Origin of the sequence: Azospirillum brasilense (assembly GCF_007827815.1) — a bacterium.
Classification (GTDB): domain Bacteria; phylum Pseudomonadota; class Alphaproteobacteria; order Azospirillales; family Azospirillaceae; genus Azospirillum; species Azospirillum brasilense_C.
The window spans coordinates 1-18,139 of record NZ_VITH01000023.1 but is presented as its reverse complement, the minus strand read 5'-3'; the positions used below and the strand labels follow the sequence as shown (position 1 = coordinate 18,139).

14 protein-coding genes are annotated in these 18,139 nt (G+C 67.5%); 2 read left to right on the top strand and 12 right to left on the bottom strand.

All coding sequences use genetic code 11. The features are described from left to right. Positions 1 to 51 precede the first annotated feature (51 nt). The 4 genes from FBZ83_RS29430 to FBZ83_RS29415 all read right to left on the bottom strand — a co-directional run bounded on the left by FBZ83_RS29430 (position 52) and on the right by FBZ83_RS29415 (position 3,909). A complete protein-coding gene (locus FBZ83_RS29430) occupies positions 52 to 657 on the bottom strand; it encodes a superoxide dismutase (RefSeq protein ID WP_014197280.1) in 606 nt (201 codons plus the stop codon). A gap of 69 nt (positions 658 to 726) precedes the next feature. After that, a complete protein-coding gene (gene hpnE / locus FBZ83_RS29425; protein ID WP_145690321.1) occupies positions 727 to 2,037 on the bottom strand; it encodes a hydroxysqualene dehydroxylase HpnE in 1,311 nt (436 codons plus the stop codon). A 9-nt stretch (positions 2,038 to 2,046) separates the two neighbouring features. Beyond that, positions 2,047 to 2,997: a squalene/phytoene synthase family protein gene (locus tag FBZ83_RS29420; RefSeq protein ID WP_145690319.1), complete on the bottom strand. Its 951-nt coding sequence runs from the start codon at positions 2,995 to 2,997 to the stop codon at positions 2,047 to 2,049. Positions 2,998 to 3,036: 39 nt separating this feature from the next. Continuing rightward, positions 3,037 to 3,909: a squalene/phytoene synthase family protein gene (locus tag FBZ83_RS29415; RefSeq protein ID WP_040134027.1), complete on the bottom strand. Its 873-nt coding sequence runs from the start codon at positions 3,907 to 3,909 to the stop codon at positions 3,037 to 3,039. A 120-nt stretch (positions 3,910 to 4,029) separates the two neighbouring features. Between FBZ83_RS29415 and FBZ83_RS29410 the strand changes: the two genes are divergently transcribed. Next, positions 4,030 to 4,884, top strand: a complete 855-nt coding sequence (locus FBZ83_RS29410) for a phytoene/squalene synthase family protein (RefSeq protein ID WP_145690317.1) — start codon at positions 4,030 to 4,032, stop codon at positions 4,882 to 4,884. Positions 4,885 to 4,894: 10 nt separating this feature from the next. Here the strand turns inward: FBZ83_RS29410 and FBZ83_RS29405 are convergent, their stop codons facing one another. The 5 genes from FBZ83_RS29405 to uvrA form a co-directional block, all read right to left on the bottom strand. Next, positions 4,895 to 6,940, bottom strand: a complete 2,046-nt coding sequence (locus tag FBZ83_RS29405; protein ID WP_145690315.1) for a methyl-accepting chemotaxis protein — start codon at positions 6,938 to 6,940, stop codon at positions 4,895 to 4,897. A 152-nt stretch (positions 6,941 to 7,092) separates the two neighbouring features. Continuing rightward, positions 7,093 to 8,457: a methylenetetrahydrofolate--tRNA-(uracil(54)-C(5))-methyltransferase (FADH(2)-oxidizing) TrmFO gene (gene trmFO, locus FBZ83_RS29400; protein ID WP_145690313.1), complete on the bottom strand. Its 1,365-nt coding sequence runs from the start codon at positions 8,455 to 8,457 to the stop codon at positions 7,093 to 7,095. 142 nt (positions 8,458 to 8,599) lie between these two features. Next, positions 8,600 to 9,076: an SRPBCC family protein gene (locus tag FBZ83_RS29395; protein ID WP_145690310.1), complete on the bottom strand. Its 477-nt coding sequence runs from the start codon at positions 9,074 to 9,076 to the stop codon at positions 8,600 to 8,602. 185 nt (positions 9,077 to 9,261) lie between these two features. Continuing rightward, positions 9,262 to 9,462: a hypothetical protein gene (locus FBZ83_RS29390; protein ID WP_137105112.1), complete on the bottom strand. Its 201-nt coding sequence runs from the start codon at positions 9,460 to 9,462 to the stop codon at positions 9,262 to 9,264. Positions 9,463 to 9,577: 115 nt separating this feature from the next. Beyond that, entirely contained in the window at positions 9,578 to 12,430 is a 2,853-nt protein-coding gene (uvrA, locus tag FBZ83_RS29385) for an excinuclease ABC subunit UvrA (protein WP_145690306.1), read from the bottom strand. Positions 12,431 to 12,917: 487 nt separating this feature from the next. On the opposite strand from uvrA, the gene FBZ83_RS29380 reads away from it, so the two are divergent. Beyond that, positions 12,918 to 13,418: a single-stranded DNA-binding protein gene (locus FBZ83_RS29380; RefSeq protein ID WP_145690304.1), complete on the top strand. Its 501-nt coding sequence runs from the start codon at positions 12,918 to 12,920 to the stop codon at positions 13,416 to 13,418. A gap of 567 nt (positions 13,419 to 13,985) precedes the next feature. Here the strand turns inward: FBZ83_RS29380 and FBZ83_RS29375 are convergent. From FBZ83_RS29375 to FBZ83_RS29365, 3 genes are read right to left on the bottom strand one after another with little or no spacing between them, the layout of a single operon-like run. Further along, a complete protein-coding gene (locus FBZ83_RS29375; protein WP_247888537.1) occupies positions 13,986 to 14,810 on the bottom strand; it encodes a glycosyltransferase family 2 protein in 825 nt (274 codons plus the stop codon). 5 nt (positions 14,811 to 14,815) lie between these two features. After that, entirely contained in the window at positions 14,816 to 15,211 is a 396-nt protein-coding gene (locus FBZ83_RS29370; RefSeq protein ID WP_145690299.1) for a hypothetical protein, read from the bottom strand. A gap of 8 nt (positions 15,212 to 15,219) precedes the next feature. Further along, positions 15,220 to 17,928 carry a glycosyltransferase gene (locus FBZ83_RS29365; protein ID WP_211101716.1) on the bottom strand — a complete coding sequence of 903 codons (2,709 nt, stop codon included), beginning with the start codon at positions 17,926 to 17,928 and terminating at the stop codon, positions 15,220 to 15,222. Positions 17,929 to 18,139: the final 211 nt, after the last annotated feature.

Genomic DNA, 18,139 nt, shown 5'->3' with positions numbered 1-18,139 from the left:
AAAAAGGCCCCCGATCGGGGGCCTTTTCCGTTCTGGCGATCCGGGGAAGGATCAGGCCGGGGCCTTCGACAGGCGCTCGGCCACGAATTCCCAGTTCACCAGGCTCTCCAGGAACGCCTTCACGAAGTCCGCGCGGCGGTTCTGGTAGTCGACGTAGTAGGCGTGCTCCCACACGTCGGCGGTCAGCAGCGGGAAGTGACCCTGGGCCAGCGGGGTGTCAGCGTTGGAGGTCTTGGTGACCTTCAGCTTGCCGCCGTCGATGTACAGCCACGCCCAGCCCGAGCCGAACTGGGTGATCGCGGCGTTCGAGAACTCTTCCTTGAACTTATCGACGCTGCCGAAGTCGGCGATCAGGCGCTTCTCAAGCTCGCCCGGGATGGCGCCGCCACCGTTCTTCTTCATGCTCTGCCAGTAGAAGGTGTGGTTCCACACCTGACCGGCGTTGTTGAACAGGCCCTGCTTGGAGGCGTCGCCGTAGCTCTGCTTGATGACGTCTTCCAGGCTGGCGTCGGCCAGCGGGCTGTCCTTCGTCAGGTTGTTCAGGTTGGTGACGTAGGTCTGGTGGTGCTTGTCGTGGTGCAGGTGCAGCGTCTCCGACGACATGAACGGCTGCAGAGCATCATAACCATACGGGAGCGGCGGCAGTTCGAACGCCATTGAGTTACCCTCTCTTCTTGGATTGTCCCATCTCGGCCCGCGCCTTGGCGGCACGGCACCTCCGTCCGCTCAAATAGGCCCGCGGCGCGGCAAAGTGAAGGCTGGAAAAAGGCCGAGGCGCGAAAAGGTGGTAATCCCAGCGGTTAGAACCGCCCGCGCGGCGAACTCGCCGGAGCGGACCGCACCTTCGAGCGTTGCCGGAAGCCCCATGTTCGTCCAATCGCCGGCCAGAACGAGGTTTTTCAAAGCGGTTCGGGCACAGGGGCGATTCGCCGCATGGACAGGGGACTGGTCCGGAGTCGCCCGGCGCTCCTTGATGATTCGGAAAGGCGGCAGGGCTGCATCGGGGGTGCCCAGCGCTTGTGCCGCGTCGCGCCACAGCGTGGCGGCGACCGCGTCGGTGGGCTGGGCAGCCAGCGCGTCGGCATCGCTGACCGTTACCGACAGCACGTCGCCGCGCCGGAACAGCCAATCGGCGGTGCCACCGACCAGCCCGAGGAAGGGCAGGCCGTCCGGCAGCGCCGTTGCGGCGGGCAGCCGGAAGTGGGCATTGACGATGGCCCGGCCGGCGGCGGGAACGGGTACGGCTTCGGGAAGCAAGCGCGCGGCGATCCAGGCCGGCGCCGCCAGGATCACCACGTCACCGCCGCCGAGGGCGATGCGCTCCCCATCCACCGACAGGGCGGCGATGCGATCCCCCGCGCGCTCCAGCCCATCCACCCGCGCGCCGGTGCGCAGCTCGGCGCCGTGCCGGTCCAGCCACGCCACCGCCGGATCGACCAGGGCGGCCGACAGACCCTTCTCGGCGAACAGGGGGCGGCAGGCGGCCTCGCCGCGCAGCAGCGTTTCCCGCAGCACGGCGCCGAACAGCCGGGCGGACACCCGCTCCGGCGCCCCGTTCATCACCGACACGGCCAGCGGCCGCCATAGGCGGTCGTACAGCGCTCCGCCGGGGGGCAGGGCATCGGCGACCGCCGCCTCGGGGCGGGCGGTCAGCGTCCGCAAGGCGGCGAGGTAGTCGGCGGGGCGGCTTTCCGGCACGCGGCGCGCCTTGTCGAACAGCCACATCCCGCCGGGCCGCAGGCACCAGCGCTCGCCGCTGCTGAGATCGAGGAAGGGAAAGGCGGCGGGGCGCAGTTCGGTCAGGGCGCCGCCAGCGCCGACCCGCTCTAGATAGCCGAGCAGGGAGCGGTTGCCGCTGAGCGCCAGATGGCTGCCGTTGTCCACCACACGGTCCAGCGTGGCGTCGTAAAAGGAGCGGCAGCGTCCCCCGGCCTGCGGCGCGCTCTCGTGCAGGATGACCCGGCGCCCGGCCTCGGTCAGGCGGACGGCGGCGGACAGACCGGCAAGGCCGGCGCCGACGATGTGGACGGTGCCCAAGCCGGCCCGTCAGGCGGCGGGCGGATAGCCGAGCGCGCAGCGCACGGCCACCAGGGCGCATTCGCGCTTGCCGACCCGCACCCGCCGGCCGAGATCGCGCCAGCCCCGTGCCCGCAGCCGCACCAGAAGCCGGTGGTACAGCACCATCATGGCGACCGCCGCCCACAGCGAGCCGCGACGCCCGGCGGACTGCCCCTCGGCAAGCGCCCGCCGCGCCTCGGCGAATCGCTCCTCGGCGAGCACCGCCAGCGCCTCGCAGGTCTGCGGCAGGTTGGGGTGGGCGAGCACCGTGGCGGGGTCGGAGCTGCCGATGCCGGCCTCGTCGAGCAACTCGCGCGGCAGGTAGAGGCGGCCGATGTCGGCGTCCTCGGTCAGGTCGCGCAGGATGTTGGTCAACTGCAGGGCCTCACCCAGCGCCAGGGCGAAGGCCTCGGTGGAGGCGTCCGCCCGGTCGAACACGCGAATCGCCAGCATGCCCACCGCGCCGGCGACGCGGCGGCAATAGAGCCGCAGGGTCGGCAGCGCCGGGCCGGTCATACCCCCGCTGTTGCCGGCCCCGTTGCCGCCGGTCCCGTTGCCACCATCCGCGGGAATGTCCATCGCCATGCCGTCGATCAGCGCTTCAAGCTCGCCGCGCGGCAGGCCGTAGCGCTCGATGGCGCCCTTCAGCGCCGCACCCAGGGAACTGGACGGCGCGCCGCCGGCGTAGAGGCCGCGAATCTCGGTCCTCCAGGCGTCGAGCGCCGCGCGCTTCTCCGCAGGGTCTCCGGGCTCGTCCGCGATGTCGTCGATTCGCCGGCAGAAGGCGTAGATGGCGAACATCGCCGCCCGCTTGGAGCGGGGGAGAAGCAGCATTGGCCAGTAGAAGGTGCTGCCCGACCGCCCGGTCACCGCCGCCGCCGCGGCAGCCGGGCTGCCGGCGGTGTCGCTCTGCGTCGAATCCAGCGATGGCTGCGGCATACGTCGGTCCTGCGTGGTGGCGGTCGAAGGGGGCGGAGTCTATTTGCTCCCGATGGCGCGCGCCAGCCCGCGTGCGGTGGCGAACAGCTTATGATGCGTGCCGAGCACCACCCGCTTCTTCAGCGGGTCGCGGCTGCGCAGCCGCTGCGCCAGCGACTCGGCGAGGCTGAGGATCACCGACGCCTCCATCCGAAGGCCGCGGTGCTGGATCAGGCCGGGCAGGGGGGCGGCGCGCTCCAGCAGCCGGTCGGTGTGTTCCAGCGTGCGGTCGAAGATGGCGCGCAGCTTGGCGTCGCTCTCCGTCTCGACCAGCCGTTCGACGCTGATCGCCGAATCGTCGAACCAGACCAGTGGGATGTAGCAGCGCCCGAGCTGGCTCCAATCCTCCCGGCAGTCCTGGAGGTGGTTCAGCACCTGCAGGGCGGTGCACAGCGCGTCCGACGCCGGCCCGGCGGCCACGCCCTCGCCGTGCAGGTCCAGCAGGTAGCGCCCGACCGGGTTGGCGGAGAAGCGGCAGTAGAGCAGCAGGTCGCTCCAGCTGTGGCAGCGCGCGCCGACCGCGTCGCGCCGGAAGGCGCGCAGCACCTGCCGGGGGTGGCGGTCGCTGACGCCGGTCGCCTGCAGGCTGGCGCGCAGATCCAGCGCCGGCTTCAGATAGGCGTGCTTGGCTTGGCCCGTAGTCAGCGAGCGTTCCAGCGCCTCCAGATAGGCGAGCTTGGTCTCCGGCTCGAGATCGGGATCGTCGGCGATGTCGTCGCCCAGCCGGACGAACCGGTAGAAGGCCATGACATGCGGCCTGAGATGCTTCGGCAGCAGGCGCGAGGCGACCGGAAAATTCTCCGAGTCCGTGTCCTTGCGGGCGACCGGGCTGGGTTTGCGGGGCTTGGTGGGGGCGACGTTGAAATCGGCCATTGTTCCGCCTGCTGCGCGTCGGGGCTGGTGTGGAGAGCCTGTCTGCCTAATATAAGGCGCGAGCGGGCTTTGCCCCGCTTCCAAACTGTGCCACCCCCATTTTTCCAGAACAGGCATCACATGGCGAAGGCGACCCCCGACCTGTCCTATTGCGGACGGGAGGTGAGGAAATATGACAACGACCGTTTCCTGACGTGCCTTTTCGCCCCGGCGGAGCGCCGCGAATCGCTGTTCGCCCTCTACGCCTTCAACCTGGAGATCGCCAAGACCCGCGAGGTGGTGACGGAGCCGGTGCTGGGGCAGATGCGGCTGCAATTCTGGCGCGACGGGCTGGACAAGGTCTACGAGGGGGCCGCCGTGCCCAAGCACGCGGTGATGGAGCCGCTGGCCGCCGCCGTACGCGAGAGCGCGCTGAGCCGTTCCCTGTTCGACCGGCTGATCGACGCGCGGGAGGCCGATCTGGACGACACGCCGCCGGCCAACCTGTCCTGCCTCGTCAATTACGCGGAGGTCACCGGGGCGCCGCTGGTCCAGCTCGCTCTGGAAATCCTCGGCGCGAGGGATGCCGACGCGGCGGAGGCCGGGCGTCAGGCCGGGATCGGCTACGCGCTGGCCGGCATCGCCCGGGCGGTGCCGTTCCACGCCCGCCAGCACCGCCAGCTTCTCCCCGCCGACCGCATGGCGGCTCACGGCGCCAAACAAGGGGATCTGTTCGAGCTGCGCTCCACTCCCGAACTGCGCCCCGTGGTGCGCGAGGTGGCGCAGGCCGCCCGCGACCATCTGGCGAAGGCCCGCGCGCTCCGCCGGTCCGTGCCGCGCGGCGCCTTGTCGGCCCTGCTGCCGGCGGTGCTGGCCGGGCTGCATCTGGACGCGCTGGCGAAGGAGGGCGACGACCCCTTCGCCCCGCGCGTCCTGATGCCCCACCCGCTGCGCCACGCCAAGCTGGCCTGGGCGGCGCTGCGCGGGCGGTTCTGAGCCCTTTCGGTCAGGCGGCGCGGATCATCGCCACGAACCGCTCCACCTCCTGGCGGAGCTGGTCGGCCTCCCGCGACAGGTCGCCGGCGGCGCCGAGCGCCTGATCGGCCATCGTGCCGGTGGAGCCCGCCGCCTGGGTGACCCCGCCGATGTTGGCGGACACGGCGGCGGTGCCCATCGACGCCTGCTGGACGTTGCGGCTGATCTCCTGGGTGGCGGCGCCCTGCTGTTCCGCCGCGGCGGCGATGGCGGTGATCGTCTCGTTGATGGCGATGATGCTCCGCCCCACCGTCCCGATGACGCTGACCACCGTGCCGCTGACCGTCTGCATGTCGGCGATCTGGCGCGAGATGTCCTCGGTCGCCTTGGCCGTCTGGTTCGCCAGATTCTTCACCTCGCTGGCGACCACGGCGAAGCCCTTGCCCGCCTCCCCGGCGCGGGCGGCCTCGATGGTGGCGTTGAGCGCCAGCAGGTTGGTCTGCCCGGCGATGCCCTGGATCAGATTCACCACGTCGCCGATCTTCTGCGCGGCGGCGGACAGTCCCTCCAGAGTGGCGTTGGTGCGCTCCACCTCGGCCACCGCCTCCGTGGCCATCTGCGAGGACCGGCCGATCCGCTCGTTGATCTCGCGGATGGAGCAGCTCAGCTCCTCCGCCGCGGCGGCCACCGTCTGGACGTTCTGGCTGGCCTCTTCGGCGGCGGTGGAGACGGCGGCGGCCTGACGGTCGGTCTGGGTGGCGATGGCCGACAGGTTCTGCGCGGTGCCGCGCATCGCGCCGGCCTGTTCCGACACGTTGCGCACGACACCGCCCACCGACGCTTCAAACCGGCTGGCGACGTCGGCGAGGTCGCGCTTGCGGCGTTCGGCGGCGCGCTGCTCCTCGCGGTGGCGCTCCTCCTCCAGTTCCGCCATGCGGACGGCGTTGTCCTGGAACAGCTTCAGAGCCTTGTTGATGGCGCCGATCTCGTCGGTGCGGCCGGTGTCGGTGACGACCACGCCGCGGTCTCCGGCGACCACGGCGTCCAGCGTCGCGATGGTGCGACGCAACGGCAGGCCGACGATGCGGCGGCTGGCAAACAGAAGCGCTGACACCAGGGCGGCCAGCAGGACCAGACCGCCGATGATGGTGACGTTGCGCAGCTCGCGGACCGGGGCGTTGACCTTGTCGAGCGGCAGGTTGACCTGCAGGGCCCAGGGGGTTTCCGTTCCCGCGACCTTCACCGGCAGGAACAGCTGCTTCACGGGCTGCCCATCGGCGACCGCCGTCTGCTCGAAACTCCGGCCCGCGCGGATGGCCGGCTTGGCGGCGTCGAGCGCTGGATCCGACTTGCCGATCGGTTGCCCCATCCGCTCGCTGTCGGGATGGCCGGCCCAGACGCCGTCGTTGGAAATCAGGTGGATGGACCCGCTGTCGAACGGCTTCACCGTCTTCAGCATGGACCAGATGCCGTCGGTGGACAGATCGATGCCGGCAACCCCGATGACCCGGCCGTTCTCGACGATCGGGGCGGACATGGACACCATCAGCACCTTCCGGCCGGCGACCGTGTAGCTGTAAGGCTCCACCACCATGGCGCGCCCGGTGCGCTTGGGGATCTGATAATAGGCGCCGTCGGAACCCGGATCGTCGTAACCGACAAGGGCCTCCAGCGCCACCGCCCCCGACCCGCGGTTCCAATAGGGGAGGAACCGGCCGGAGGCGTCGGAGCCCGGCTTGTTGGCGAACTCAGCGTCACGGCCGTCCAGGGCGTTCGGCTCCATGCCCACCCACACGCCGAGGAAATCCGGGTTGGCCTCGGCGATGCTCTTGAGCCAGGTGGAGAGCTGCTCCCGGTCGGCCCGGCCCGTGGCCTTCAGGCCGACCAGGGAGGCCGCAATGAAGCGGCTGGCTTCCATCGCGGTGCCCAGCCGGGCCTGCACCATCTCGCCATAGCGGTGGCCAAGCTGCTCTCCGCTCTGGAACGCCAGGGATTCGATGTCCGACCCGCTCTTGGTTGTCAGGGCCGCGATCCCCGCCGCCAGGGAAACGATCGTCACCATCACGATGATGATCACCTGTTTGGCAACCAATGATTTTGTTTTAATCATAACCATCCCGTTGGAAGACTTTTCCGCTCTTTCGAAAGAAAGTGTTCCACGGAGATGGTTAAGCCTCACTTATGATCTTTATTATGGTTCAGTAACATTTTGACTGGAATCACCGCTCCTCAGGCCGTGACGCCGGGCGCGGCGGCGAGCCAGCCGCCCAGATCCTCAAGCGCGCGGCGGGTGTAGGCCAGCTTGCGGTCGCGCCCGCGGATGCGCTCGTCCACCGGAGGGAACAGGCCGAAATTGACGTTCATCGGCTGGTAGGTGTCGGCGTTGGCGCCACCGGTGATGTGGCCGAGGATCGCCCCCAGCGCCGTGGTGACCGGCGGGGCGGACGGTTCGCCGCCCAGCCGCTCGGCGGCGGCGAAGCGCCCGGCGAGCAGGCCCACGGCGGCGCTTTCCACATAGCCCTCGCAGCCGGTGACCTGCCCGGCGAAGCGGATGCGCGGCTGCGCCTTCAGCCGCAGCGCGCCGTCCAACAGGCGCGGGCTGTTCAGGAAGGTGTTGCGGTGCAGGCCGCCCAGCCGCGCGAACTCCGCCTTTTCCAGGCCGGGGATCATGCGGAAGATCCGCGTCTGCTCGGCGTGGCGCAGCTTGGTCTGGAAGCCGACGAGGTTGTAGAGCGTGCCGAGCGCGTTGTCCTGGCGAAGCTGGACCACCGCGTAGGGGCGGCGCTCCGGCTTGTGCGGGTTGGTCAAACCGACCGGCTTCATCGGGCCGTAGCGCAGCGTGTCCACCCCGCGCTCCGCCATCACCTCGATGGGCAGGCAGCCTTCGAAGTAGGGCGTGCTCTTCTCCCACTCTTTGAAGTCCACCTTCTCGGCGGTCAGCAGGGCGTCGATGAAGGCGCGGTATTCGTCCTTCTCGAAGGCGCAGTTGATGTAGTCCTTGCCGGTGCCGCCGGGGCCGGGCTTGTCGTAGCGCGACTGGAACCACGCCTTGGACAGGTCCACGCTCTCCAGATAGACGATGGGGGCGATGGCGTCGAAGAAAGCCAGCGACTCCTCGCCCGTAAAGCCGCGGATGGCCTCGGCCAGCGGCGGCGAGGTGAGGGGGCCGGTGGCGATGACGACGCTGTCCCACTCCTCTGGCGGCAGGTCGGCGACCTCGCCGCGCTCCACGGTGATGAGCGGATGGCCGGTGATCGCCTCGGTCACCGCACCCGCGAAACCGTCGCGGTCCATGGCCAGCGCGCCGCCCGCCGGCACCTTGTGCGCGTCGGCGCAGCGCAGGATCAGCGAGCCGCAGCGCCGCATCTCCTCATGCAGCAGCCCGACCGCGTTGTACTCCGCGTCGTCCGACCGGAAGGAGTTGGAGCAGACCAGCTCGGCGAGTTGGTCGGTGCTGTGCGCCTCGGTCGGGCGGACGGGCCGCATCTCGTGCAGCACGACGGGAACGCCGCGCTGGACGAGCTGCCAGGCGGCTTCGGACCCGGCGAGACCGCCGCCGATGACGTGAACGGGGGAAAGGGACGTGTCGACCATATCAGCAACTTTCACAAAGTTGCCGAACAAGTAGTCCGTCATTGTCGCCACGGCAAGGCCAACCCGGACCACGGTGAGGAATCGCGGCCAGGATCGTCCGCCGGTTCCGGCGATCCTGGTCGCTCCGCCGAACAGCGGTGACTTACTGGGCGGCGAGCTTCTGCTTCAGCCCGTCGAAGCCGGAGGTGAAGATGCCGGAGATCACCTTGCGCGATTCCTCGTCGCTGGCGCCGTTGGAGGTGTAGCGCGCCTTCCACACGACGCGCGTGCCCTTGCCCGCCGGTTCGGCCGACAGGGAGGCCGCGTAGTCCTTGACCGGCAGAGGGCTGGTCAGGATCGAATAGCGGATGCGGTGGCTGCTGGCGGAGGAGGAGAGCAGCCGCTCCTCAATGGCGCCGCCGCCCTTGAGGGCCAGCACGCGCTCCTGCGCGCCGTCCTTCCGGCGCAGGGTGCAGCTTTCCACCGCCGGGTGCCAAGTGCCGAGGTTGCAGAAGGGGCCGATCTGCTGCCAGACCTTTTCGACCGGGTAGGGCAGGGTCGTCGATTCCGTGACTTCGACGGCCAGGGCCGGGCTTTCCAGAGCGGCCAGGATGGCCGCGACCGCGAACAGGGTGCGCATGGGGTTCCCTCCGTTGTTCGGCTGTTCCGGCGCGCATCGTTGGGCGCGCATTGAAATCCTAGCCGAGCGGGAAGGGCTTGAAACTTGTACGTTGGTAGGACGAACAGGTGAAGGATCGGCAAGACAACGGCCGGTCCCGCCTGTGCGGAGCCGGCCGTTTCATTTGGGAGCGAAACGGAAAGTCCTTATTCGCTCTTGGTCGTCGTCGTGCGCTCGGTGGTGGTCGACCCGCTGCCCGGCGGGGTGGTCAGGCTGGAGTTGCCGTAGTTGGGCGAGGTGGTCGTGGTGGTGGTCGTGGTGCTGGTGGTCTCGTCGGTTCCGCAGGCGCTGACCAGCAGGGCCGCGCCGAAGGCCAGCGCCACACCGGACATCATGGTCCTGGACATGCTCCGTCTCCATCCTGTTTGGCGAACGATGAAGAGGAAACGCCCCCGCCGCGGCTTTGTTTCCGAGGCAAAAATCGGTCGAAAGAAAAAGGCCGGGGATGACCCCGGCCCATCTTCACGCCCTCTTCCGGCTTTTCGGCTTCGCCTTCAGGTAGGGGGCGAGATACTGGCCGGTGTAACTCCGCTTGACCTTCACCACATCTTCCGGGGTGCCCTCCGCGACGATCTCACCACCGCCGGTCCCGCCTTCGGGGCCGAGATCGATGATCCAGTCGGCGGTTTTGATGACCTCCAGATTGTGCTCGATCACCAGCACCGTGTTGCCCTGGTCGACCAGCGCGTGGAGCACCTCCATCAGCTTCTCGACGTCGGCGAAATGCAGGCCGGTGGTCGGCTCGTCGAGGATGTAGAGGGTGCGGCCGGTGGCGCGGCGGCTCAGCTCCTTGGACAGCTTCACCCGCTGCGCCTCGCCGCCGGACAGAGTCGTGGCGGGCTGGCCGATGTGGATGTAGCCGAGGCCCACCCGCTCCAGGGTCTCCAGCTTGTCGCGGATGCCCGGCACCGCCTTGAAGAACTCCTTGCCCTCCTCGACCGTCATGTCGAGCACATCGGCGATGGTCTTGTCGCGGTAGGTGACCTCCAAGGTCTCGCGGTTGTAGCGCTTGCCGTGGCAGACGTCGCAGGTGACGTAGACGTCGGGCAGGAAGTGCATCTCGATCTTGATGACGCCGTCGCCCTGGCACGCCTCGCAGCGCCCGCCCTTCACGTTGAAGGAGAAGCGGCCGGGGCCGTAGCCGCGGGCCTTGGCCTCCGGCAGGCCAGCGAACCAGTCGCGGATCGGGGTGAAGGCGCCGGTGTAGGTGGCCGGGTTGGAGCGCGGGGTGCGGCCGATCGGCGACTGGTCGATGTCGATGACCTTGTCGAGATTCTCCAGCCCCAGCAGTTCGTCATGCTCGGCCGGATGCTCGCGCGCGCCCATCAGCTTGCGCGCCACCGCCTTGTAGAGCGTTTCGATGATCAAGGTGGACTTGCCGCCGCCTGACACGCCGGTCACGCAGGTGAAGGTGCCCATCGGGATGCGCGCCGAGACGTTCTGAAGGTTGTTGGCGCGCGCGCCCTTCACCTCCAGGAACTGGCCCTTGTGGCCGGGGCGGCGCTCGTCCGGCACCGGCACGAAGCGGGTGCCGTTGAGGAACTGGGCGGTGACGCTGTCGGGGTTGGCCTGGACCTCCTCCGGGGTGCCCTGGGCGATCACGGTGCCGCCGTGCTGGCCAGCGCCGGGGCCCATGTCCACCAGATAGTCGGCGGTGCGGATGGCGTCCTCGTCATGCTCGACCACGATCACGGTGTTGCCGAGGTCGCGGAGCCGCTTCAGGGTCGCCAGCAGCCGGTCGTTGTCGCGCTGGTGCAGGCCGATCGACGGCTCGTCCAGCACGTAGAGCACGCCGGTCAGGCCGGAGCCGATCTGCGAGGCCAGCCGGATGCGCTGGCTCTCGCCGCCGGACAGCGACCCGGAGCCGCGGCTGAGCGTCAGGTATTCCAGCCCCACCGCGTTGAGGAAGCCCAGCCGCTCGTTGATCTCCTTGAGGATGCGGTAGGCGATCTCCTTGTCCTTCGGACGCAGATGGTCGTTCAGCGTGCTGAACCACGCCGCCGCGTCAGCGATGGACATCTCCGCCGCCTGGGAGATGTGCTGGCCGTGCACCTTGACGGCCAGCGCCTCCGGCTTCAGGCGGGCGCCCTTGCAGGTCTCGCAGGGCTGGGAGGACTGGTACTTGGACAGCTCCTCCCGCATGTGGGCGCTTTCCGTCTCGCGGTAACGCCGCTCCAGGTTGTTGACGATGCCTTCGAAGGCCTTGTTCGTCTGGTAGCTGCGCAGCCCGTCGTCGTAGGTCATCGTGATCGGCGCGCCGTCGGAGCCGTAGAGGATGGTCTGGCGGACCTTCTCCGGCAGCGTCTCCCACGGCGTGTCCATGGCGACGCCGAAATGCTTGGCGATGCTCTCCAGCGTCTGCACGTAATACTGGGAGGAGGAGCCGGCCCAGGGGGCAATGGCGCCCTTCTTCAGCGACAGCCGCTCGTCCGGAACGACCAGCATGGGATCGAAGTAGATCTTGCTGCCCAGCCCGTCGCAGGCCGGGCAGGCGCCGAACGGGTTGTTGAAAGAGAACAGCCGGGGCTCGATCTCCGGGATCGTGAAGCCGGACACCGGGCAGGCGAATTTCTGTGAGAAGACGGTCTGCTCGTGCGACTCGGCGTCCTCGACGAAGACGATCCCGTCGGCGAGGCCGAGCGCCGTCTCCAGCGAATCGGCGAGCCGGTTGCCCAGCCCCTCGCGGACGACGATGCGGTCGACCACCACGTCGATGTCGTGCTTCAGCTTCTTGTTGAGCGCCGGGACCTCGTCGATCTCGTGCATCGTGCCGTCGACGCGCACGCGCTGGAAGCCGCGCTTGCGGAGGTCCTGGATCTCTTTCTTGTACTCGCCCTTGCGGCCGCGGATGAGCGGCGCCAGCAGCAGCAGGCGCGTGCCCTCCGGCATCGCCAGGATGCGATCGACCATCTGGCTGACCGTCTGGCTCTCGATGGGCAGACCGGTGGCCGGGGAGTAGGGGATACCGACCCGCGCCCACAGCAGGCGCATGTAGTCGTAGATCTCCGTCACCGTGCCGACGGTGGAGCGCGGATTCTTCGAGGTCGTCTTCTGCTCGATGGAGATGGCCGGCGACAGCCCCTCGATCGAATCGACGTCCGGCTTCTGCATCAGCTCCAGGAACTGGCGCGCGTAGGCCGACAGGCTCTCGACGTAGCGTCGCTGGCCTTCCGCGTAGATCGTGTCGAACGCCAGCGATGACTTGCCCGATCCCGACAAGCCGGTGATGACGATCAGCTCGTCCCGAGGCAGATCGACATCGACGTTCTTGAGGTTGTGCTCCCGCGCGCCGCGGACACTGATGTGCTTGTTCATGGAGTGTTCTTAGCCGAAACCGGAGGGGAAGGGAAGGCGCCAAAAAAGCTCCGAAAGCCCGGACAGATATGTGCCACGCGCAGGCGTTTGCCACCGGCGCGCGTCCCTTTCCGGCCGCGTCGGACGCAGGGGCGGGATGCGGGAACCCTGGGAGGTGGTGGGGAGGCGCCGGGGAGACGATGATGGGGAGCCCCCAAGGAATCGGTTGGCGGCACGGACTCTCTCTGCTATGTTTGTTCATGGAGTGTTCTCTTCCGTGCGGGCCGGGCGGGTTGTTCCGGACGGAAGGGGCAAGGCGCTCCGGCGGCGGCGGTTGACCCGTGCCTGTCCCCCGTGCTTTGTGAAGCGCAAGGCGGGGCGGGCATGGACCGGACCACGGATCAAACCGGCCCTGCGAACAGACACCCCCGGTATCTGGACGCCCTTCCGCCGGGCGCCCGAACGGGTCGGATGGGATACCGGGAACCCGCGCTAGGAGACACGTGCGATGAATGTATGGACGTTTACGGGGCGCCTCGGCGCGGATGGCGAGCTTCGCTCCACGCAGAGCGGTGAAAAGGTTCTGGGCTTCCGCGTTGCCAACGACGTCGGGTTTGGCGACCGCAAGACCACCCAGTGGGTGGACTGCTCCGTCTGGGGCCGCCGTGCGGAGGCTCTGGCACCGCACCTGACCAAGGGCAAGGCCGTGGTGATCTCCGGCGAGGTGACGCTCCGCGAGTTCGAGAAGCGCGACGGCACCCGTGGCGCCGGCCTGTCGGTGCGTGTCGCCGAGATCGATTTCACCGGCGGTCGTGAGGGCGAAGGCGGCGGTGGTGGCGGTTACGGCGGCGGCGGTGGCGGCGGCTACGAGTCGCGTGGCGGCGGTGGTGGCGGTGGCTACGGCGGTGGCAGCAGCGGCGGTGGCGGCTACGGTGGTGGCGGTGGCGGCCGCAGCGGCGGCGGCGCTCCGCCCAAGCACGACGATCTGGACGACGAAATCCCGTTCTGAAATCGGTCGGCTGATCTCGTGCAAGGCTTCGCGAGCCGAGGACCTTTCCCCGTCTGAGGGGCTGTTCCTCCCACCGGCCCTCATCTCATCCGTGTGAGATGAGGGCCGGAAAGGGCACGCGGAGAATACCGGCCAATGGCGTCTGCATGACCGTCATGGAGCAGGGCGATCTCGTCCTGCCGTGATGGACGGCATGGTTGGGCTCCCGAGGGAGCAAGCGGTCGATAACGAAGATGCCGCGGTTCCTGCGACCAAGCCCGTCTGGAGTCGCTCGGCTGGCATCGAACGCGATGGCAATCGGCAAGTTGTTCACGCGACCGTCGCCAGCGTCACATCCGAGTGGCCGAGGCACCGTCGGCGTGAATGGCTGTGCCCGGAAACGGGACAAGATCAACGGGAACCTGTCCCCCGGTGCGGATTGCGGCCGGTGGCGGGCGACCGATGGTCCGAAGGTGGCCATGTCCGAAGGTGGCCATGTCCGAAGGTGGCCATGTCCGAAGGTGGCCATGATGGACCGGAACTTGGCCGTGGCGACGACGCGGATCGGCATCGGGCCGTCACGCCGCCCTAACCGGGTCTCCGCACGGCTTCCGTCCCATGGCCCGGCGGCACAAGCCCCGGCAGCACGAGGGTTGTGCCGGTTTCGGATTCCAACAAATGCCTTTCGGCGTCATCCTGCCACGGCAGACGGTGGATCGGGGCGTCCTGGAGGGTATGGAAAACGGCGCGGTTTCGTTCGACCGCGGTCAGGTCGGCGCCAGACGGCATGTCAAGGATGGTCAGCCCGCCGGGGATCATGACGAAGGAGGAAATGGCGCCCTCCGGCCGCTCAATCTCGCGCACGCCGAATCCGGCGCGGCGGTTGCGAATGGTGAGGTCCAAGTGCTCGAAGCCGTACCCTCGGAATCGGGTGTCATAGAACCCGACCTCGGCCAGCGAGCGCAGCGAGAACGCCATGCAGAGGCCGTGCAGATACTCACAGACATAAGGCTCTTCCGGAGTTCCATGGCCACCGTAGAACATTCCTTCCGTTACGAAGGGAATGTGCGAGGCACCCATCCAGTTGACGTGATGCCAGCGGTCGATGGCCTCGATCCATGATCGGTTCCAGCCGTCTTCGGTTACTCCCGTGTCGTCCTCCAGAAGGATGAACCGGTCGCACCCCCGCCCAATCAGCCAATGGAGGGCGCGATTCTTGTTCCATGCCACCCCGCGGTTTGCGCCCGTGACGAAGGGCACGTCCGCCCGCCGACAGACATCGAGCGTCTCGTCACCGCTGCCGTCGTCGGCGACCACGAGGCGGTGGTCTCCGTGTGTCGCCCGCCGCAACGCATCAAGCAGCGTGGCAAGCGCGGCCGGGCGCCGGTGCGTGACGACACCAATCCCCAACATCCCGCTCAATTCCACCCTCCCTGGCCTCGCTGACTGAACAAGGCTCCGAACAGCAATCGCATCGCGATGTTCGTCTCCATCACGTTGAGATTGGCGATGGGAACGGAAAAATTCTCGATGACGATCTCGTCAAGAGCCACCTTCAGGGTGCGCGGTCGCTGTTCCATATCCTGGGCAAGGATCGGAAGAACGAAGCCGTGGCGCCCATTACCGATGCCCGCCTTCTCCAGATCGGGGCGGTATTGGGTTGCATCGACGCTGCGCACGATCCAGCCGTCCAGCAGCAATTGTACGCTAACGGGCCGGTCGGGCCGGTCGGGCCGCCAAACCCACCCCTCCAGTCGATCGGCGGTCAGCAGATCGAGGCACCCGACCGCGCCATCCGCTTTGAGGTCATGCATTGGTGCGCTCACTTCTGTTTGGGGCACTGATACAGCAAGCCACGTCCCGCGCCCTGCGGTGTCAAGCCCAGTCCCTTCAGGCAGGACTCGAAGGCAGCATAACCCCGCTGCTCACCAACCCGGTGCGCAAGCGCTTGACCGCCCCGGCGCAGGTCTTCCAAGTCTGATTGTTCGATGGTGGCGATGGTGCGCGCGACCGCATCGATGTCCAGGAAGTTGTCGATGAAGACGGCGTCCCGGCCATGCGTAAAAATGGTCTCCGGCGCCCCTTTGCGCGTCATGACGGGAATGGCGCCGCAGAAGGCCGCCTCGAGCGGAAGCAGGCCCAGTCCCTCGTAGAGCGAGAAATCGAGGTAGAATTCGACCTGCGAGAAGAGCTGCGCCACCTTGGCGGGTTCGAGGAAGCCATGCACCTCGCCGAACCCGGCCAGCGCTTCGGCCGTATCGGTCTGCTTCCCGAAGAAGGACAGGGAGAAGCCTTGTTCCCGCAGCACTTCGGCGACGGGAAGGGCCAAGCCGGCCCCCTTTTCGACGCTGCCCGGAATGGCCATGGCGATCGACCGGGGGCGCCGCGGTTTTCCTGTGCGTGGGTAGAAAACGAGCGGGTTGGGGCCGAACGGAATCGTCGCGATCGATCGCCCGGACAGCGTTTGGGCGAAATTCCTGAGATAGTCCGACACGCCGACGATGTGGTCGACATTACGCAACGCGTCGCGAAACGCCGGGAATGTCTTGCCGCCGTCGAAATAGGCCTCCGGTCCCTGGAGAAACCAGAGAATCGGCGCCTTGAAATGACTGCTCAGCAGGCGCGCCGTTTCAATGGTGTCGATGCAGGTCGGAACCACCACGGTCAGTTCGGTGATGTCACGCAACGCATGATTGAGGTCGACGTAGGGCCGAACGCCGCCCTTCCAGCCCGATGCGATCTGGTGGGCCTCGGTCAGGCAGAGGATCTTGGCGTTCCATCCCCGGGCCACAAGATACTCCACCAGGCTGACCGTCGCGCGGACCCCGCCATATTGGAGTGCGTCGGTCGGCAGGATGAACAGGGCGTCCACCGCCTGGTTCGCCAGCAGGGCGTTGAGGTTGCCATGCCCGTCCATGAGGTGCCGGAGCGAGCCGGACAGGTTGTAGCTCAACTCGTCGGCGATGTGGGTCTGGCCCCAGCGTGAGAAGAACACCCGCCGGTTTCGCGCCTGGATGCGTGACAGGTCGGGCTGAAGCAGGTAACTGGCTGATCCGTGATGGTGGATCACCAGATTGTCGCAGATGACCGAGCGCGCGCCGCGGCGTTTGACCCGGTAATGCAGGTCGGAGTCCTCGCCGTAGCCGTGGGAGTAGACCGGGTCGAACAGCGGTCCTGTCGGCAGGGCGGTCCGTCGGATGGCGAGGCAGTAGCCAATGGCGGTGCACGCATCGGCGTAGCGGGGGCTGCGTTGGCCGGCGATGGCGTCGGCCTCGCGCCAGTCCTGTCCCGGCTGCAGAGTGACGGTAAGGTTGGCGCCCGAGGTCGCCAGCGGTGTGACCAGCCCGATCGACGCGTCGTGAACGAAGGGAGCCATCAGCCGATCGAGCCAACCGGTGGGCAATTCGATGTCGGAATTCAGCAGGATGACGAAGGGGGCCTGGGACGCCGAGAAGGCACGGTTGCAGCTTTCCAGGAAACCCAGATTTTCGCGATTGCGCAGCAAGATGAACTTGCGGCCCAACACTTCGCCCAATCCCTCGAGGTAGCGCGCGGTGAAAGGATCGCTCGCGTCGTCGATGATGATGAGCCGCTCGATCCGTTCATCCGGCAGGTCATCCAGCAGCGTGTTCAGCAGACGGTCGAGGAGGTCGGGCCGCTGGTAGACCGGAATGATGATGTCCACGGACATCGGTGCCCCCAGCTCGATGGCTTTGGGCGCCGCGGGGAGCGTGGGCAGGCGGACGGCGTGAATGCCGATTTCCACATCGTCGGACAGCGGAGCCAGCGGAGCGTTGACGAAGCTTGTCCCGTCGTCGGCAAAGGCAATGCCACACGGGTGGTTGACGCTCACTTCCACCGGCAACGAGAATTCCCCAAGCAGGAGCGTAAACCCCTCCAGGGTGGTCCATTCCTTCAGGGGGACCGGAACCGTCCTCCGGATGGCCCGGTGCGTGACGGCGATCTTCACCTCGAAGGGAGCCGAGCGCCCCCCGACGGCCACGGCGATGGTGACCTGTCCGCCGCGCTGGTAGGCAATCATGCCCAGACGCGCCGGCGGAGCGGTGTCTGGACGCGTGAGCATGGTGTGCAGGACGTGTTGCGTGAAATTCAGCAGCAAGTCGCTGCTCGCCGACTGTTGTGCCGCCCGGCTGAGGCAGGCCGTCATGCGGACGAGGTCCCCGCGCTGGCACGCGATGAACGCGTGAAGCAGACTGATCTCCGAATGCTGCGGCGCATACAGGTTCGCAACGCGCAGCATCTTGGCCGCCGTCGCAAGGTCACCTTCGATCAGAGCCGAGGTGATCAAATACACGAGCGGCGTGACAGCCGCCGGATCGCCGATCAGGAAGCGGTGAGCGATCTCCTCGCTTAATCCTTCAGGCAATGACGTCCGGAAGGCGAGTATCGCAGAGACATCCAGCTCCGTGAGCGGCTTGGACGCCCGGCCATCCGAGGACAAAAGGTTGATGCCGGTGGTATGATGCAAGGCGATGAGAAGTGGAGCCGCTTCGTGATTTTGCATAGCCATGATGAGTTGTCTTTGAATGCCAGCTTCCATTCAAGCTGGTCGATAGCGGCTTCCGGACGGATGTCGCATCAACGTGCGATTGGTTTCGCGTCGCTCATCTCATAGAAGTGTCCAGCCGGTCTGCGGGGTGGCCGACAGGATCTGAGCGGACTGGACGGTGGTTCCGTTCATGGCCCAGAGCGACAGCGCGCCGGTGCTCTGCGAGCGCCAC

What these genes read in the sequence shown, in the direction of transcription:
- FBZ83_RS29370 (WP_145690299.1), bottom strand. Translation starts at nt 15,211, where the DNA reads ATGCATGACCTCAAAGCGGATGGCGCGGTCGGGTGCCTCGATCTGCTG.
- trmFO (WP_145690313.1), bottom strand. Translation starts at nt 8,457, where the DNA reads ATGGTCGACACGTCCCTTTCCCCCGTTCACGTCATCGGCGGCGGTCTC.
- FBZ83_RS29375 (WP_247888537.1), bottom strand. Translation starts at nt 14,810, where the DNA reads ATGTTGGGGATTGGTGTCGTCACGCACCGGCGCCCGGCCGCGCTTGCC.
- FBZ83_RS29410 (WP_145690317.1), top strand. Translation starts at nt 4,030, where the DNA reads ATGGCGAAGGCGACCCCCGACCTGTCCTATTGCGGACGGGAGGTGAGG.
- FBZ83_RS29415 (WP_040134027.1), bottom strand. Translation starts at nt 3,909, where the DNA reads ATGGCCGATTTCAACGTCGCCCCCACCAAGCCCCGCAAACCCAGCCCG.
- uvrA (WP_145690306.1), bottom strand. Translation starts at nt 12,430, where the DNA reads ATGAACAAGCACATCAGTGTCCGCGGCGCGCGGGAGCACAACCTCAAG.
- FBZ83_RS29395 (WP_145690310.1), bottom strand. Translation starts at nt 9,076, where the DNA reads ATGCGCACCCTGTTCGCGGTCGCGGCCATCCTGGCCGCTCTGGAAAGC.
- FBZ83_RS29390 (WP_137105112.1), bottom strand. Translation starts at nt 9,462, where the DNA reads ATGTCCAGGACCATGATGTCCGGTGTGGCGCTGGCCTTCGGCGCGGCC.
- FBZ83_RS29365 (WP_211101716.1), bottom strand. Translation starts at nt 17,928, where the DNA reads ATGGCTATGCAAAATCACGAAGCGGCTCCACTTCTCATCGCCTTGCAT.
- FBZ83_RS29430 (WP_014197280.1), bottom strand. Translation starts at nt 657, where the DNA reads ATGGCGTTCGAACTGCCGCCGCTCCCGTATGGTTATGATGCTCTGCAG.
- FBZ83_RS29380 (WP_145690304.1), top strand. Translation starts at nt 12,918, where the DNA reads ATGAATGTATGGACGTTTACGGGGCGCCTCGGCGCGGATGGCGAGCTT.
- FBZ83_RS29420 (WP_145690319.1), bottom strand. Translation starts at nt 2,997, where the DNA reads ATGCCGCAGCCATCGCTGGATTCGACGCAGAGCGACACCGCCGGCAGC.